The following is a 16512-nucleotide window of genomic DNA, read 5'->3' on the forward strand; positions in this document are numbered from 1 at the left end:
TTTCTGCGGCGAGGGCTGCTTTCGGGGGCAGGCGGGGCGGCGGCGCCACAGCGGCGCCGCCACCCCGGCGGGCTAGCCGCAGTTGAGTGCGCCGTAGGGCGCGGTGAGCTGCGCCGTCACCGGCTGGCCGTCGACGGTTCCGGTGGCCTTCACCGTCGCGGTCCCGGCCTGCACCGCCGCCACCCGGGTATTGAACGCCTGGTAGGCGGCCTTGCCCGGGGCCACCTCGGCGACCGTGCGCGACCCGTACGGCGTGACCAGCTCGATCGTCAGCGGCACCGCCTCGGCGTTGACCGCGTTGACCGAGACATAGGCGTTGCGGCCGATGCACTGGGTACGGGTCTGCACCCGGACGTCCCACGCCGGCTCCTCCGGCGGGTCGCCCACGGTCAGGGTCAGGGTGGTCCGGGTGGTGCCGGCCTCGCTGACGTAGTCGGGCAGGACCAGATTTCCGACCACGGTGTACCGGCCGGGGGTGTCGACGATGCTCTCGTCGAAGTCCCAGTCGACGCCGATGGCCTGGTTGTCCCGGGAACCGTCGTTGTAGGAGACCTCCACCCGCTCCGGCAGGTAGGGCAGTTCGCCCAGCTCGACGCTCTGCTGGAACGTCTCGGCACCCTGGATCGAGATGCCGTCCGGGGCGGTCTCCGGCCGCACGTAGATGCGGGCCTCGGCGATCAGCCCGTACGCGTCGTTCGTGCCGTAGACCACGAACGGCTCGACGTTGGTCTCGGCGACCATCTCCGGAGTGATCTCCTGCCAACCGAACCCGACCTTGCCCCGGGCGCCGCTGGCGTAGATCCCGTCGAGTTCGCTCGGCAGGGTCGGCACCTGACCCACCGTGGTCCGGATCAGCACCGGCGACCGCACCGACTCGACCGTCTCGCCGTTGGCACGCCAGCGCAGCACCCCGGTGCCGGCCCCGCTGCCCTGGACGCCCCAGATGCGGATCCGCAACTGGCTGGTGGTGATCGGCGCGAAGTCGAGGTGGTTGTAGGTGTTGGTGGCCAGCGCGTCGGCGTACGTGGACCCGTTGGTGAGGGTGACCGGGGTCCAGGTGGTGCCGTCGGTGGAGGACTCGACCGCGTACGTGGTGGCGGTGGGCCGGCGGGTGCCGCCGTTGTCGTCGTACCAGTAGATGTCGGTCGACGACAGCCGCACCGGCGAGGTCCACCGGTACTGGATCCACGCCTCCCGCTCCGGGCTGGTGCCGTTCTGCGGCAGGTTCCAGGTGCCCCAGCCGTTCCCGGCCCCCGGGTTCGAGTTCGCCGGTGTGGTGGCCTCGTTCACCCGCTGGTGGTTCTCCCACGAGGTGGTGCCACTGGTGGTGATCGTCGCCGAGGAGCCGAACTCCGCGGTGACCTCCCGCTCGGCGAGGGTCACCGCCACGGTCGCCTCCGACCGCTTCTCGCCGTCGTCGGCGAAGAACCGGAACACGTAGTCACCCGCGACCGTGCCGGTGACCCGGGTCGCCAGCGCCGACGCGTCGGCGAAGATCACCCCCGCGCCCGGCGGCGCCGAGACGGTCTCCCAGCCGAAGCGCAGCTCCTCGTCGTACGGGATGCCGTCGTCGGAGGCCGTGCCGACCAGCCGGGTGGAGAGGTTCCCGTCCGCCGAGCCGTCCCGGCTGGCGGTGACCGCCGGCGCCTGGTTGGCCACGTCCGGCACGTCCCGCCCGGAGTCGAAGACCTGGATCTCGGAGATCGCGGTGAAGAAGGTCGGGTTGTTGGTGAAGGCGATGCGCAGCTTGTCCGAGGTCACGGTCTCGAAGAGCGCCTCGTTGAACTTCGCCGAGGGTACGGTCGGGTTCTTGAACTGGCCCGGCACCTCCCGCCAGCCGCCGTTGCCGTCCGGCACCTGGATCCACCAGCGCGCCGGCTCGCGGTAGCCGCCGGCCTGCCGGTCGCTGACGAAGAACACCTTCACGTTGTCGAAGGACTTCGCCGACCCCAGGTCGAGTTCGACGAAGCCGTTCTTCTCGGTGCTGCCGTAGTTGCCCCAGTACGGCTCGTTCGCGGTGACGCCGTCGGTCACGGCGGCCAGCGACACCGGCCGCTCGGTCTCCTTTATCGCCCCCGGCGTGTGGTTCATCGAGGTACTGCTCCAGCCGGGCGTGTGGAACTGCCGCCACGGGGTCGGCCGGACGCCCTGCTGGGTGTACGAGGAGCGCAGCTCGGCGCCGGGCGCCAGGTTCGGGGCGTCCTCGGTGAGGTCGATGCCGGCCGTCTTGAGGTACCCGACGACCCGGTCGTCCTGCACCGGAGTCTCCACCGCGCTCGGGAAGTCGGTCCCGGTGGCGGCGGTGAAGGTGACGGTCAGGCCCGCCTCGGCCTGCACCTGGTTGGTGCCCGGGTCATAGGTCAGCTTGCCGATCCGGTCGGTGCTGACCTTCTTCTCGCCGTTCAGGAAGAGGCTGTAACCGGCGCCCAGGCCGTACTTCGTGCCGTCCGGGTCCCAGACGATGGTGACGTCCTGCCCGTGGTAACGCAGATTGTTGACCATGAAGTGGTCGTAACCGAACCGGATCGGCCACAGCTCGATCTTGTCGTCGGAGCGCGGCTGGAGCCCCGCCATGTCCTCGACGAAGATGTAGCTCATGTTCCCGAGCATCACGTGGTTCGGGTTGTTCCGGTTGTAGGTCTTCGTCGTCGGGTTCCAGTTGGAGTAGTACTCGGCCTGGTTCGGCGCCCGGACGTCCGCGCCCGGGTAGATGCTCCAGGCCATCCAGTCCAGCAACCGCTTGGCGTACTCCGGGGTGATGTACTTCTGCTCCGGGTCGTAGTGCCGCAACGCCGAGCGGACCCCGCGATATTGCACAGTGAAGTTGATGTTCGAGAAGTTGTTGGAGCCGCCGATCCCGTAGGCCGTCCGGTCGTACTGGTTGGCGGTGTAGAACGGGAAGATCGGGAAGTTGTCGCCGTAGGTGAGGAAGCGGTACCCGTCGACGTACTTCTGCCACTGGTCGAACGGGATGAGGTTCTCGGCGTAGACGTCGTAGAGGTTCGACTCCTTCGCCGGGATCAGCGTGCGGGCCGACTCGGGCAGCGGGTTGGGCTTGCCGTTGGAGCTGGCCGCGCTGGTGGCGCCGTGTGACGTGCCGGCCAGGAACATCCGCATGTCCGGGCTCCACAACCGGTTCAGGATCGCCTCCCGGATCGCGTTCGCGCTGGTGGCCATCTCGTCGACCTTGGCCTGGTCGCTGCCGGCGATCTGGTGGAGCTGCCGGGCCGCGTCGAAGGCGCCCCAGACGTACGCCGACTCGGGGCGCTCGATCGTGCGTGCCCCGGGTGCCCCGGCGTTGGCCTTGGGGAAGCCGAATGAGATCGCGTCGGCGTCGTTGCCCGGCATGTAGTTGGTGTCGTAGGCGATCAGCTTGTCGTCGTTGCCGTCGTAGTGTTCGAGCTGCCCGACGCCGTCGCCCGCGAAGTAGTCGGCGAACTTCCGGGCGATCTCCCGGCCGCCGCCGTGCACGTTGTACGCCTCCAGCCCGGCGGTGCCGAGGTACTGCGAGTAGTGGTTGTTCCAGCTCGTGTGACCGGGGCTGTCCAGGAACGCCGAGGAGCCGGAGAGTTCGCCGATGTTGAGGATCTGGCCGTACGGCAGGTAGGGCGTACGCAGCCACTTGGTGTCCTGGAGGTGCATCGGCTGGGTCAGCGCCACCGAGTTCTGGTAGAGGTTCACCCCCTCGATCGTCGTCGGGTACTGGTAGACGTGGCCGGGGGCGTTGGCGTCCAGGCTGTTGTAGCGCTCGCCCCACCACCGGTAGACGATCGCCTTCTCCAGGGCCGGATCGGGGACGTCGACGTACGGGACGTCCTGCGCCCAGCGCCGGTTGAAGTCGGTGATGCCGGTCCGGACCGCCTCGCCTGCGGGCATCTCGGCGTACTGCCGGTAGCTCTCGACGGTTTCCGGCAGGGTCGCCGAGGAGACCGCGCCGACGACGGAGAGCGAGACCCGGCCGCCGGCCGGCACGGTGACCTCCCGGTCCAGGTTGCTGCCGCTGCGGGTGAAGCCGGCGCCGGTGAGGCCGATCCGGACGGTGTTCCAGGCGGTGTCGACGAGGCCGTTGTTGGCGCCGCTGGTGATGGTGCGGGTGCCGGTGAGTTCGGCGTTCCCCTCGCCGGCCTCGGTCGCCAGCGGCGACGCGGCCCGGACGGTGAAGGTCGCCGCCTCCGCACCCGGGTTACGCAGGTCGATCGCGGTGACCGCGACGTTGTCGTAGGTGATGAACTTCGTCAGGTCGGCCGTGACTCCGGTGCTGCCGATCGTGTAGCGGCCCTTGGCGTGGCTCGGTGCGTTGAACCGGTCGGCGCCGATCTCGGTGACCGTCTGCCCGGGCACCGTGACGGTGTAGAGGTTGCCCAGGTTGTTGGGGCCGCCGACGAAGGTGTTGCCGGCGAAGCCCATCACGGTGAAGTTGTTGTTGCTGGCACCGCGCAGGTAGAGCGAGCGGCCCCGGGTCATCAGCACCGCCGAGCCGAGCGTGCCGCGCACCCCCAGCACCCGGTCGAGGTAGTAGTCCGTGCCGCCGGCCGCGAGATCCTTGTCGAAGATCGACTGGTACATGCTCGACGCGGTGAACGGCACGCCCGGCTTGAGCTGCTCAGCCACCTCGGCGACGCCTGTGTAGACCGGGTCTCCGATCTCCATGACGTGGTGCTGCCCGTCGGTGTAGACGCCCACGTCGCCCTCGTTGCCCGGCAGGACCGGGGGCGCGGCGTGCGCGGGTGAGGGCAGCCCGACCACCCCGCCCGCCACGAGCGCGGCGAGAGCCGCCCAGGTGGGCGCCCTCCTGGTGCGTCTATTGCTCATCCGATCCTCCTGGTGGTGGGGGTGGGAAAGTCAGCTCGTCGGGATCCAGACCCGCATGGTGGAGGGCCCGCGGTTGGCCCAGGCGTGGTACGCGACCAGCGGAACCTCGACGGGCTCCCGCTCCGCCGCGCCCGCCGGCCCGACCCCGTCCCCGTGGTAGGGCCAGTCCCGGTCCGGCGGGTCGAGGCGCCGGCAGTGCACCACGACCCGGCCGCCGGCCAGCGTGGGTGGCCGGCTGAGGTCGACCCGGAGTTCGTCGACGCTCCCGCCCCCCGGCAGGTCCACCGACTCGACCGCGTACACCAGCGGGCCGCGCTGCACGGCGACGCAGCCGCGTACCGCGTCGATGCGCGGATCCGGGTACGTGAACCGGGGCGCCATGGGCAGCTTCAGCACCACCTCGTCGCCGGCCCGCCACACCCGGCGCTCGGTGGCGTAGCCGGGGCGCACCGGCCGGGTGTCCGCGCCCACGGTCAGCGTGCCGCCCTGTTCCGCCCAGCCCGGCACCCGCAGCGACAGCGTCCAGGGGCTGTCGTCGTCACCGTCGATCCGCACCCGGATCTCTCCGTCGGCGGGGTAGCCGGTGCTGACGGTGATCCGCCGCTCCAGTCCGTCCGCCGGGCGCTGCACGATCGTCCCGGGCAGGTACTGGTGGATCTGCAGGCCCTCGTCGTCGGTGCTGGCGACGTACCCGGCGAGGCTGGCCAGGGTACGTGCCACGTTGGTCGGGCAGCACGACACCTCGTACCAGGGCGCCCGCTGCGCGGCGGCGGCCCGGATGCTCGGCCGGTCGTCGTCCGGGACGGTGCCGGGCTCCCGGCGGTGCAGGGTGTTCGTGTAGAAGAAGCTCCGGCCGTCGGCCGCCGGTGACGTCGACACCACGTTGAAGAGCGTCCGCTCGATCAGGTCGGCGTACCCGGAGTCGCCGCAGGCCAGCAGCAGCCGCCAGGCCAGCATCACCGACCCGACCCCGGCACAGGTCTCCGAGTAGGCGCGGTCGGGCGGCAACACCCAGTCCTCGCCGAACGCCTCGTCCTGGTGCCGGGAGCCCTGCCCACCGGTGACGTACGTGCGCCGCGCCACCGCGGTCCGCCACTGGTCGCGTACCGCCTTGAGCAGGCCGGGGTCGTCCGTCTCGGTGGCGACGTCGACGGCACCGGCGGCGAGGTAGTTCGCCCGTACCGCGTGCCCGCGCAGCACCGTCGCCTGGCGTACCGGGGTCTCGTCCTGGAAGTACTCCCGACGCCACTCCACGTCGCCCAGCCGGCCGTGGCCGCGCCGTTCGACGAAGAGCGCCGCCTGGTCCAGGTAGCGGTCGTCGCCGGTGACCCGGGCGAACTCCACCAGCGCGGGCTCGATCTCCGGGTGCCCGCAGAGGCCGTCGATGCCGTCCGGCCCGAAGGTCTCGCAGACGTTGTCGGCGGCCCGCCGGGCGACCGCCACCAGCCCGTCGTCCGCGTCCGGCCGGGTACGGGCCCGCGCCACGGCCGCCTGGAGGAGATGGCCGACGCAGTAGAGTTCGTGGCCCCATTGCAGGTCGGACCAGCGCGGTGGCTGGCCGGCATGGCCGAACCTGGTGTTGAGGTAGCCGTCGGCGTCCTGCGCCCGGGCCACCCGGTGCACGACGGCCCGGAACCTCGCCTCCACTCCGGGGTCGCCGGTCCGGCCGACCTCCCAGGCCATCGCCTCCAGGAACTTGTAGACCTCCGAGTCGGAGAACTCGCGCCCCCGGCGCTGCCCGGCCAGGTCGCCGCCGGTGGCCACCAGGTCGAAGTTGCGGATCCAGCCCTCCCGTTCGAGCCAGTGCGCGATGTGTTCGAGACTGGCCGCCGCGTTGACGGATTGACGTTCGGCCCAGAAGCCGCCGGTGATGCGGACCTCGTCCAGTCCGAGCGGCCGGAGCCGCCCGCGGCTCGGCAGGACAGGGGCCGCCGTGGAGGCGCTGGATGCCATGGTCATCCCTTCAGTGCGCCGGACATGAAGCCGCGCACGTAGTGTCGTTGGAGCAGCAGGAACAGCACGACGCACGGCAGCGCGAGGACGACGACGCCGGCTTCCGTCGCGCCGTAGTCGACGACACCCTGCACCTGGCCGCGGAGGTTGGAGACGGCGAGCGGCAGCGTCATCCGCTCGGAGTCGTTGATCAGGATCAGCGGCGCCATGAAGTCGTTCCAGGCGGCGAGGAACGCGAAGAGTCCCACCGTGATCAGGCCCGGCTTGACCGCGGGGACGAGCACCCGGCACAGCGCACTGAACGAGGAGCAGCCGTCGACCTTCGCCGCCTCGTCGAGTTCGCGCGGCACCGCCTCGAAGGAGATCCGCATCAGGAAGGTGGAGAACGGCAACTGGAACATGGTGAGCACCAGCGCGACACCGACCAGCGAGTTCTGTAGCCCGACCTCGTTGAGCAGGACGTAGAGCGGGATGAGCAGGGTCGCGTACGGGACCATCAGGATGGCCAGGGTGAGCAGGAACAGGACGTTCCGGCCGGGGAAGCGGAACCGCGCGAAGGCGTACCCGCCGAGCAGCGAGATCAGCAGCGTGAGGACGACCGTCAGCAGGGAGACGAACGCCGAGTTGGCGAGGTAGCGCCAGATCCCGGCCTGGTAGTCGGCGAGGGTCGTGTAGTTGCCGAAGCCCCATCCGGTCACCTGGTTGGTGCCCGCCTGCGGGGAGACCGAGGCGACGGCGGTCCACACCAGCGGGAAAAGGAAGATCACCGCCACGGCTCCGGTGAAGACCCAGTAGGGCGTCCGGTACGCGACACCGGCGATGGTGAGGCCGCGCGGCCTCGGCCTGGTCGGCACCTTCTCCGCTGGCCGGGGCGGTCCGGCGACGGCGGCCCGGGTGGGGCTGGAGTCCACGGTCATGGGGTCAGTTCTCCTCGGACCGGAAGGCGCGCAGTTGCAGCGCGTTGATGAGGACCAGGGCCGCCAGCACGATGACCGAGAGCGCCGCCGCGACGCCGAGGTCGTTCTGTCCCTGAAACGCGATCATGTAGATGAGCTGGACCACCGTGATGGTGCTGTTGTCCGGGCCGCCCTTGGTGAGGATGTAGAACTGCTCGAAGGCGAGCAGGGAGCCGGTCACGCAGAGCACGGTGGTCAGCGCCAGCGTCGGGCGGAGCAGCGGCAGGGTGACGCTCCGGAAGGTCTGCCAGCGGGTGGCCCCGTCCGAACGTGCCGCCTCGAAGACATCCGCCGGGATGCTCTGTAGCCCGACCAGCATGAGCACCATGTAGAAGCCGGCGTAGCGCCAGACGATGAGAAACACCGTCGAGAAGAGCGCCGCGTTCGGCGAGCCGAGGAAGGTGATGCCGAGGCGCTCCACCACCGGCGCCAGCGGGCTCGCGTACGGCGAGTAGAGCACGTAGAACAGCAGCGACGCCGAGGCGAGCCCGAGCGCGCTGGGCACCAGGAAGGACGCCCGGAGCAGGTTGTTCCACCGGCTGGACTCCTGCACCAGCAGGGCCATCCCCAGGCCGAGGGCCAGCAGCAGCACGGTCGCGATCACCGTGTACTTGATGGTGAAGACCACCGAGTCGGTGAAGAAGCGGTGGTTGACCGCCTTGGTGAAGTTGTCCGGCGCGTTGAGACCCTGGTCGCCGCTGAGCAGCGGCCATCGCGACACCGACATCTTGACCACGAGCAGCAGCGGCAGCACGAACAGCGCCGCGACGAATGCCGCGGTCGGCGTGGCGTAGATCCAACCGAGTAGGGCCTGCCGCCGGCTGGGGCGGACCCGGCTCCGCGGCGCCGCGCCGGGTGGGCGTGCCGGTGCGCTGACGTTCATGACAACTCCTCGTTCGATCGGCGACGGGCCGGACCGGCGACGCGTTGCGGTGCCGCGCGGCGGGCGTATGCCGGGTCCGCACAGCGGCGGCTGGGCCGGCATACGCCTGCGGCGACCCTGTCTATTGCTGGAGTACCGCGGTGATTTCCTTGTTGTCCTTCTGGAGGTCGCCGCTGCCGTTGAGCACCTGGTTGCGTACCAGGGTCAGCCAGGGGCTGCCCGGTGCGTTGAACGCCTGCTGGAAGTTGAGCGCGACCGGGGTGTCGCCCTTGCCGGCGACCTGGTTGATGGTGACCAGGCGGGGGTCCTGGGCGGCGTACTTGTTGTTGGCCAGGTCGGAGCGGGACACCACGTCCTTGTTCTTGGCCAGCACCTCCACCTGGGCTTCCTCGGACATCATCCAGCTCAGGAAGTTCCAGGCCTGCGCGGCCTTCTTGGAGTCCTTCGAGACGCCGATGCCGTCGCCGCCGACGAAGGTCGAGGCGCCACCGCCCGGACCGGGGATGCCGGCGACACCGACGTCGAACGGCGTCGACGACAGCAGCGTCGCCGGGTAGAACATCAGCCCGACCTTGCCTTCGGTGAAGGCCGCCGTCCAGGTCGGTCCGGTCTCGCCGGCCGAGGCCGGCAGGACGGCGCCGGACTTCCACAGGTCGGCCCAGACGCTGTACACCTTCTGCGCGGTCTCGTCGGCCAGCCTGGCCTCGGTGCCGTCCTCGCTGAGTACCTCGCCGCCGCCGGCCCAGATGGCCGGGAACCAGGTGAAGAGCAGGCAACCGCCGCAGTTCAGGCCGGCCGCCGTGCCGTAGACGCCGGGCTTCTTCGCGGCCTGGACGGCCTTCGCGGCCGCGGCGTACTCCTCCAGGCTCGCCGGTGCCTTCTCCGGGTCCAGCCCGGCGTCCTTGAACAGTTGCTTGTTCCAGAACAGCATCGACAGGTCGAGTACGAAGGGCAGCACGTGCGCCTTGCCGTCCCGGGTACCGGCCGAGAGGTGGCCCTTGTTGATGGAGTCCTTGAAGCCGAGACCGTCGATGTTGGTGCTGAGATCCTGGAACAGACCCTGGTTGACCCAGTTCGGCACGTACACGATGTCGGCGGCGAAGAGGTCCGGCAGGCCGCCGGAGCCGGCCGCCGCGCCCACCTTCGCGACGTAGTCGTCGTTGGGGACGACGGTCAGCTCCACCTTGTTCTGGTGACCGGCGTTGTACGCCTCGACCAGAAGTTTCGCCTGTTTCTCCAGCGGGGCCCGGGTCCAGAGCGTCAACTCGCTGCCGTCGTCGACTCCGGTGGGGCCCGCCTCGGCCACGCCGCCCTGGTCGCCCGGGCCGTCGTCACCGCACGCCGCCGTGCTGAGGACCAGCGTCGCCGCCAGGACTCCGGCGAGCGACCGCAGGACGGTCCGCCCGCCCGATCTTCTTTTCATGATTCTCCTCGGGTTCGTGTGAGATGTGCGCCGTTCTCCCTGTTGTTGCGGTAGCGGGTGACTACAGCCGCTGCGCCAGTCGGTGGTAGCCGCTGTTCCAGCGCAGGTGGTTGGCGAACGACCGGTAGTCGGTCGCGGCGTCGATCATGAGCAGTTCGACACCGGACATGTCGGCGAAGTCGGCGAGGGCCTCCGCGCCGACCGCCGTACTGAGCACGGTGTGGTGCGGGCCGCCGGCGAGCAGCCAGCACTCGGCGGAGGTGGCGAGGCCGGGACGCGGAACCCAGATCGCGCGGGCGACCGGCAGCCGGGACAGCGGCTCGTCCGGCTCGACCAGGTCGATCTCGTTGGCGGTCAGCCGCAGCCGCCCGCCCACGTCGGCGAGGCCGACGACGAGCCCCGGACCGGGTGCGGCGGTGAAGACCAGCCGGACCGGGTCCTCCCGGTCGCCGATCGACAACGGATGGACTTCGAGGCTCGGCCGGGTGGCGGCAATGCTGGGACAGACCTCGAGCATGTGCGCGCCGAGGATCTTCGGCTCGCCGGGACCCCAGTGGTAGGTGTAGTCCTCCATGAACGAGGTCCCACCCGGCCGGTCACCGGCGACCACCTTCAGGATGCGCAGCAATGCGGCCGTCTTCCAGTCGCCTTCGCCGCCGAACCCGTAGCCGTCGGCCATCAGGTTCTGCACGGCGAGTCCGGGAAGCTGCCGCAGGCCGCCCAGGTCCTCGAAGTTGGTGGTGAACGCGTCGAAGCCACCGGCCTCGAGAAACTGCCGAAGGCCCAGCTCGATCCGGGCGCCGTAGCGCAGGGACTCGTGGCGCTCGCCGCCGCGCCGCAGCTCCGGTACGACGTCGTAGCGCTCCTCGTAGTCGGCGACGAGCCGGGTGACGTCCGGCTCCGCGACCTCGTCGACCGCGGCGACGAGGGCGTTGACCCCGTAGGCGTTGACGGAGACACCCAAGGTCGCCTGGGCACCCACCTTGTCACCGTCGGTCACGGCGACGTCCCGCATGTTGTCGCCGAAGCGGGCCATCCGCAGCGACCGCGCCGCGCGAGCGCCGGTCGCCGCACGGGCCCAGTCGCTGACCCTGTCGTGCACCGACGGATCACCGGCGAAGCCGGCGACCGTCTTGCGGGCCATCCCCAACCGCGACTGGACGTACCCGAACTCGCGGTCACCGTGTGCCGCCTGGTTGAGGTTCATGAAGTCCATGTCGAGCTCGGCCCACGGCAGCGACCGGTTGGCCTGGGTGTGCAGGTGCAGCAGCGGCTTGCCGAGTGCGGAGAGACCGGCGATCCACATCTTCGCCGGCGAGAACGTGTGCATCCACGCGACCACACCGACCACCCGATCGTCGGCGGTGGCGTCCAGACACGTCCGGCGGATCGCGTCGGCGGTGGTCAGCACCGGCTTCCAGACGAGGCGAGGGTGTGCCCGCAGCCCGCCGGCGAGCCGCTGGCACACCTCGCGGGACTGTGCCGCGACCTGTTCGAGCACCTCTTCGCCGTACAGTGACTGGCTTCCCGTCAGGAACCAGATCTCCGCCGGTTCGTTCGCCATGCCCACCTGCGTCACTCCGTTCCACCCGGCCGGCCGGATCCGCTCCGGTAGCGCGGATCGGGCCGGTCAAGGTCGCTGGCGGCCAGAAGCAGCCGCGGGCCAACCGGACGCGGTGCTCCGCGCCGGGGCGCACCGGGGCGCCGAGTCGTCGTCACGGTCACCGGCTCCCTCTCGCACCGAAAACCTTTTCGGAGGATTCTGGTGGCCAGGTTACGGTCGTGTCAACAGTGGATTTCGGGCCTGGCTACGGATCATCGACCAGGATCGACAGCGCCGCGCCCGGCCGTCGACACCTACCGAAATGCTTTCGGGATGCCCGAAGGAGAGCGACACCCCGAGCACATCGGCCCCCGGTCGGCGCGCCCGTGTCGCGGCCGCGCTCGCGCCGGGGCTCAGCCGGGGACATCAGCCGCGGCGTGCTCCCCGGGGCCGCCGGCCGGGCGGCGTTCTCTCCGGGGCCGCCGGCCGGGCGGCGCCACCCGGCGGGGTCCGGCGAAGATGCGGCCCGGGACTCAGCCGACGGGGGCGGTGGAGTCGGGCCGCTCGATGACGATGCGCATCGCGGGGACCTCCGGCTCGGTACCCATCCGACGCTCCCTCCTCGGCGACGGCACCCCCCACGGGTCCGCGGCGACAAACTGGGTCCCGGACACCGCTCCTTACTCGGCCCCGACCTGAAAGCCTTTTCGGCCGGGTTTCAATGCCGCTGCCGTTTGGCAGGAACCACCCTCGGCCCTCCCCCGCACGACGAGTAGCCGGAACGGTCACACCGTCGGGCGGCCGGAAAGGGAGCGGTGACGCCGCCACGAATCGCGGCCAAGAAGATCAACATCCTGCGGGCTGGGCGGAGGGCCTCGACACGCCCCCGCCGCGCCGCTCCCGCGCGCCCCGGCGAAGACCCCGTCGGCGCCCGGGCACCGCTCTCGGTGGTAAGGACCGGAACGTCGGCGCGTGCCACCGGCTCAGCCGCCGACCGCCGCCGAGCCTACGCCCGCCGCGCGGGCCCGTTCGACTGTCCTCGCTGCTCAGAGGTGTGCGGTAGGGGTACCCCTCGGTCAAAGGGAGGGGCCAGCTTCAGTGCGCCCGGACGGTCGCGCGGCACAGACTTTGTCGACCGACTTCTGCCCGGGTGGCAGTCGCGCTCTTCTGGGAGGAACCATGTCGAACTCGGAGAAGCTCCGCGTCAGTCGACGCGCGGTGCTCGGTGGCGCCGCCGCTCTGCTGGGCAGCGGGCTGGCGCCACCACTGGCTGCGCGGGCCGACGGTCCGGCACCCGGCCTCGGCGGTTCGACACGTCGGCCGGTGGACCGGAAGTCGGTGGACGCCGTGGCGTCTCGGCTGGACCGCGACCTCGTCGAGTTGCGCCGTGACATCCACCGGCACCCCGAAACGGCGGGTACGGAGCGGCGGACCGCCGCCGTGGTCGCGCGGCGGCTTCGCGCGGCCGGCCTCGACGTCAGGACCGGCGTCGGCGGGCACGGCGTCGTGGCCGTCCTCACCGGTGCCCGTCCCGGCCGGACGGTCGCCTACCGGGCGGACATGGACGCGGTACCGCCGGGCGACCAGTTCGGCGGCGGTACGCTGCCGGCCCACCTGTGCGGACACGACGTGCACACCACCGTGGGTGTGGGCGTCGCGGAGGTTCTGGCACTGCTGCGCAACCGACTCACCGGCTCGGTGGTGTTCGTCTTCCAACCCGCCGAGGAGGCGCTCGCCGGTGCCGCCGCCATGCTCGACGACGGCGTGTTCGCCCAGGCCCGGCCGGCGGAGATCCATGCCCTGCATTGCGGCCCCTTCCCGGTCGGCCAGTTCGTCGTCACTCCCGGGTGCGGGCTCCCCGGCCAGGACCGCGGCGTCGTGACGCTGACGGGCCCGGACGCGACGGCCCGGGCACAGCGGCTCGCCGCCGAGATCAACGCCCTCGGTACGGTCACTCCGCCCGCCACGCCCGCGGACCTCGAACGGCTCGTAGCGGACATCCTCACCCCGGACGGGCCGTTGGCCGAATTCGTCTTCATGGGGGCAGCGGCGCCCGACGCCGAGGGCCCGGCCGAGGTCGAAATCCGCTACCGCTGCTGGCCCGAGCACCGGTACCCCGAGATCCGTGAGCAGGTCCGCCGGCTCGCGAGGCCGTACGGCGGGGCGGTGAGCTTCCCGAACGACCCGTTCCCGGCCATGCTCTGCCCCGAGCAGGAGGGCCTGGCACTGCGGCGCTACCTGCGCCAGAACGTCGGCCACGCCCGGGTGCGGACCCTGCACGCCCCGGTTCCGTTCAACGGTGAGGACTTCGCGTTGTTTCTCGACCGGCTACCCGGCACCTACACCTTCCTCGGTGTCCGGGCGCCCGGAGCCGGCGTCGAGACCAGCGCTCCGCACTTCGGCACCTTCGACCCGGACGAGCGGGCCATCGGGTACGGCGTCCGCGCGATGGCCGGCTGGCTGGCCGGGCGCACCCGCGCCTAGTACCAACGGCGGCGCCAGGGGTAGCCGTCTCGTCGGTACTGGCAGAGGCGGGCCTGGTACCGGTGTCGTCGGCGCCATCGGGAGCACGCCCAGAGCTGCAGCGGTGGACGGTGGTGTCGCACGGTCAGTGCGGTGAGTAGTCTCCGGGGATCGCGGAGAACGGGCAGCAGGAGGGGCGATCCCGCCGCCGGTAGGATCGTCCTGGTGGATCTGGACGACACCGCCGCCCGCCTCGGGGTACCCGTCGAGGACGTCGACCGCGTGCACCGGCTCGCCGGTGACCGGCCGTCGGCTCCGCTGCCCGCCAAGGCCGACGCGCCCGCGATCCTCGACCGGCTCGCGGTGCGGCCGGACGACGCCGCCGAGATCATGGCGGGCTGGCCCGATCCCGGCTCTCCACTGTGGACTCCAGAGCTGCGCTGGCTGCTCGACCGCTCGATCGCCCTGGTCCGCGCCGATCTCGGGGGCCACGGCTGGCTGTCGCCCGGTCCGGAGCTGCCGCGCGAACGGGGGCCCGCCTGGCGGCATCTCTACGTGTACGCGTACCTGGCCCTGGTCGACGTCGTCACGGGGTACCACCGCGACCACGGCATCGCCGATGCCGTGTCGTGGGTGACCCTCGCGGACCTGGGCCGCAACCTCGCGATCGACCGGCGGATGCACCGCGAGGGCTGGCCGGTCATGCAGAGCTGGCTGACGCTGCACGCGCGCGGCGGCCTCTACGAGCTGGGCCGGCTGCAGCACCAGCGCGGCGGCACCGCCATCGACCTGCACATCCCCGAGTCGGGGCCGTTGACCCCGGCGGCGGTCGCGGCATCGCTCGACGAGGCTCGCGTGTTCTTCCCGCGCCACTTTCCCGACGAGCGCTACACGGCGTTCTCCTGCGGCTCGTGGCTGCTCGACCCGCAGCTACTGGAGTACCTGCCCGGGGACTCCAACATCGTCCGGTTCCAGCGGAGGTTCGAGCTGGAGCCCTACGAGGAGCCGGAAGGGCTGGACGCCGACGTCGAGGTGCTGCGGTTCGTGTTCCGCACCCTGACCACGCCGCTCGACCAGCTACCCCGCCGCACCGTGCTCCAGCGCGCGATCGTCGACCACCTGAAGGCCGGCCGCCACTGGCAGGTCCGCCGCGGCCGCTTCCCTATCTAGGCCACATCCCTAGCCGGGTTCCACCATCTGGGCCGGACTCAGGCCGGCAATGACCGACAGGGCACGGCCTAGGCACCCATCGGCTGGCGAAGCGACCGGAGGCCCGCCCGAAGCTCCGCCACGAACAGATCCGGCCGCTCCCAGGCCGCGAAGTGCCCGCCCGTGTCGAGCCTGTTGTAGTGGATGAGCTTCGGGTACGCCCGCTCCGTCCAACTCTTCGGAGCCTGGTAGAGCTCGTCGGGGAAGACGCTCACGGCGGCCGGGATGGCGACGCCCTTGACGGCGAAGAACGAGTACGGGTTCTCGGCGTAGAGACGGGCCGCGGAGATCGCCGTGTTCGTCAACCAGTAGAGCGTGATGTTGTCCAGGACATCGTCCCTGGTCAGGCCCGTGGGCTCTCCGGCGAAGGCCCGGGAGATCAGCTCCAGGCTGCGCGCGTCGTGATCGAGCAGGAAGGCCGCCAGACCGACCGGGGAGTCCGCGAGCCCGGTCAGGGTCTGCGGGCGGGACGCCATCATGACGGCGTAGCCGACGTGCTTCCAGACGAAATCGAGTTGCTCGCACGCACGCCTCTCGTCGTCCGACAGATCGGGCGGCAGCGAACCGAGCGCGTTGTTCGCCGCCGTGATATCGCCCTGGAACAGCTTGTCGATCTCGGGTGGGACCACACCTGGCATGTTGGTGTGGATGCCGAGCAGCCCCGGCGGCGCCTGTACGGCCATCAGGTCCACGATGATCGCACCCCAGTCGCCGCCCTGTGCCACGAACCTCGAGTACCCGAGGCGGTTCATCAGCTCCGCCCAGGCCCGGGCGATACGGTCGGGGCCCCAGCCGGGCGTCGTCGGCCGGCCCGAGAACCCGTAGCCGGGCAGCGACGGGATCACCACATGGAAGGCGTCCGACGCGCTGCCGCCATGTGCCGTCGGATCGGTCAACGGCTCGATGATCTTCAGTTGCTCGACCACCGAACCCGGCCACCCGTGCGTCACGATCAGGGGCAGGGCGTCCTCGTGCCGGGAGCGGACGTGGAGGAAATGGATGTCCAGTCCGTCGATCTCGGTGATGAACTGCGGCAGGGAGTTCAGCCTCGCCTCACAGCTACGCCAGTCGTACTCCGATGCCCAGTAACGGGCGAGTTCCTGGACCGTGCCGAGCTGCGTACCCTGCGACTGGTCCGGCACGGTCTCCTTCTCCGGCCAGCGCGTGGCCACGATGCGCGCGCGCAGCGCGTCGAGTTCCGCGTCGGGGATCTCGACCGTGAACGGCCGGACGGCCGCCCCATCCGAGGTGCCGGGCATGTGGGGCTCCT

At 70.7% G+C, this 16512-nt stretch carries 9 protein-coding genes; 2 read left to right on the plus strand and 7 right to left on the minus strand.

All coding sequences use genetic code 11. The features are described from left to right. Positions 1-72 precede the first annotated feature (72 nt). The 6 genes from AAH979_RS10000 to araA all read right to left on the minus strand — a co-directional run bounded on the left by AAH979_RS10000 (position 73) and on the right by araA (position 11591). Complete coding sequence (locus AAH979_RS10000) at positions 73-4812, minus strand: discoidin domain-containing protein (RefSeq protein ID WP_346257784.1); 4740 nt, start codon at positions 4810-4812, stop codon at positions 73-75. A gap of 30 nt (positions 4813-4842) precedes the next feature. Next, the gene (locus tag AAH979_RS10005; protein ID WP_346257785.1) at positions 4843-6765 is read right to left on the minus strand and encodes a beta-L-arabinofuranosidase domain-containing protein; all 1923 of its coding nucleotides are present in this window, start codon (positions 6763-6765) and stop codon (positions 4843-4845) included. A gap of 2 nt (positions 6766-6767) precedes the next feature. Then, positions 6768-7682 (minus strand): carbohydrate ABC transporter permease, encoded by a 915-nt coding sequence (locus AAH979_RS10010; RefSeq protein ID WP_346257786.1) that lies wholly within the window; start codon positions 7680-7682, stop codon positions 6768-6770. Positions 7683-7686: 4 nt separating this feature from the next. After that, complete coding sequence (locus AAH979_RS10015) at positions 7687-8604, minus strand: sugar ABC transporter permease (RefSeq protein ID WP_346257787.1); 918 nt, start codon at positions 8602-8604, stop codon at positions 7687-7689. 121 nt (positions 8605-8725) lie between these two features. Further along, positions 8726-10027, minus strand: coding sequence for a sugar ABC transporter substrate-binding protein (locus tag AAH979_RS10020; protein ID WP_346257788.1), 1302 nt, complete (start codon positions 10025-10027; stop codon positions 8726-8728). Positions 10028-10088: 61 nt separating this feature from the next. Next, a complete protein-coding gene (gene araA / locus AAH979_RS10025; protein ID WP_346257789.1) occupies positions 10089-11591 on the minus strand; it encodes an L-arabinose isomerase in 1503 nt (500 codons plus the stop codon). A 1158-nt stretch (positions 11592-12749) separates the two neighbouring features. Here araA and AAH979_RS10030 point away from each other — a divergent pair. Both AAH979_RS10030 and AAH979_RS10035 read left to right on the plus strand, forming a co-directional pair. Then, entirely contained in the window at positions 12750-14054 is a 1305-nt protein-coding gene (locus tag AAH979_RS10030) for a M20/M25/M40 family metallo-hydrolase (protein WP_346257790.1), read from the plus strand. Between the two features lie 204 nt (positions 14055-14258). After that, a complete protein-coding gene (locus AAH979_RS10035) occupies positions 14259-15203 on the plus strand; it encodes an acyltransferase domain-containing protein (RefSeq protein ID WP_346257791.1) in 945 nt (314 codons plus the stop codon). Between the two features lie 68 nt (positions 15204-15271). Here AAH979_RS10035 and AAH979_RS10040 read toward each other — a convergent pair whose 3' ends face one another. Next, positions 15272-16501 carry an epoxide hydrolase family protein gene (locus tag AAH979_RS10040; protein ID WP_346257792.1) on the minus strand — a complete coding sequence of 410 codons (1230 nt, stop codon included), beginning with the start codon at positions 16499-16501 and terminating at the stop codon, positions 15272-15274. Positions 16502-16512 lie beyond the last annotated feature (11 nt).

It is taken from the genome of Plantactinospora sp. ZYX-F-223, from assembly GCF_039649625.1.
Taxonomy (GTDB): domain Bacteria; phylum Actinomycetota; class Actinomycetes; order Mycobacteriales; family Micromonosporaceae; genus Plantactinospora.

Bases quoted from the DNA above. Each gene is read 5' to 3' on its own strand.
- AAH979_RS10020 (WP_346257788.1), bottom strand. From the start codon at position 10,027: ATGAAAAGAAGATCGGGCGGGCGGACCGTCCTGCGGTCGCTCGCCGGA.
- AAH979_RS10030 (WP_346257790.1), top strand. From the start codon at position 12,750: ATGTCGAACTCGGAGAAGCTCCGCGTCAGTCGACGCGCGGTGCTCGGT.
- AAH979_RS10015 (WP_346257787.1), bottom strand. From the start codon at position 8,604: ATGAACGTCAGCGCACCGGCACGCCCACCCGGCGCGGCGCCGCGGAGC.
- AAH979_RS10005 (WP_346257785.1), bottom strand. From the start codon at position 6,765: ATGGCATCCAGCGCCTCCACGGCGGCCCCTGTCCTGCCGAGCCGCGGG.
- AAH979_RS10010 (WP_346257786.1), bottom strand. From the start codon at position 7,682: ATGACCGTGGACTCCAGCCCCACCCGGGCCGCCGTCGCCGGACCGCCC.
- AAH979_RS10000 (WP_346257784.1), bottom strand. From the start codon at position 4,812: ATGAGCAATAGACGCACCAGGAGGGCGCCCACCTGGGCGGCTCTCGCC.
- AAH979_RS10040 (WP_346257792.1), bottom strand. From the start codon at position 16,501: ATGCCCGGCACCTCGGATGGGGCGGCCGTCCGGCCGTTCACGGTCGAG.
- araA (WP_346257789.1), bottom strand. From the start codon at position 11,591: ATGGCGAACGAACCGGCGGAGATCTGGTTCCTGACGGGAAGCCAGTCA.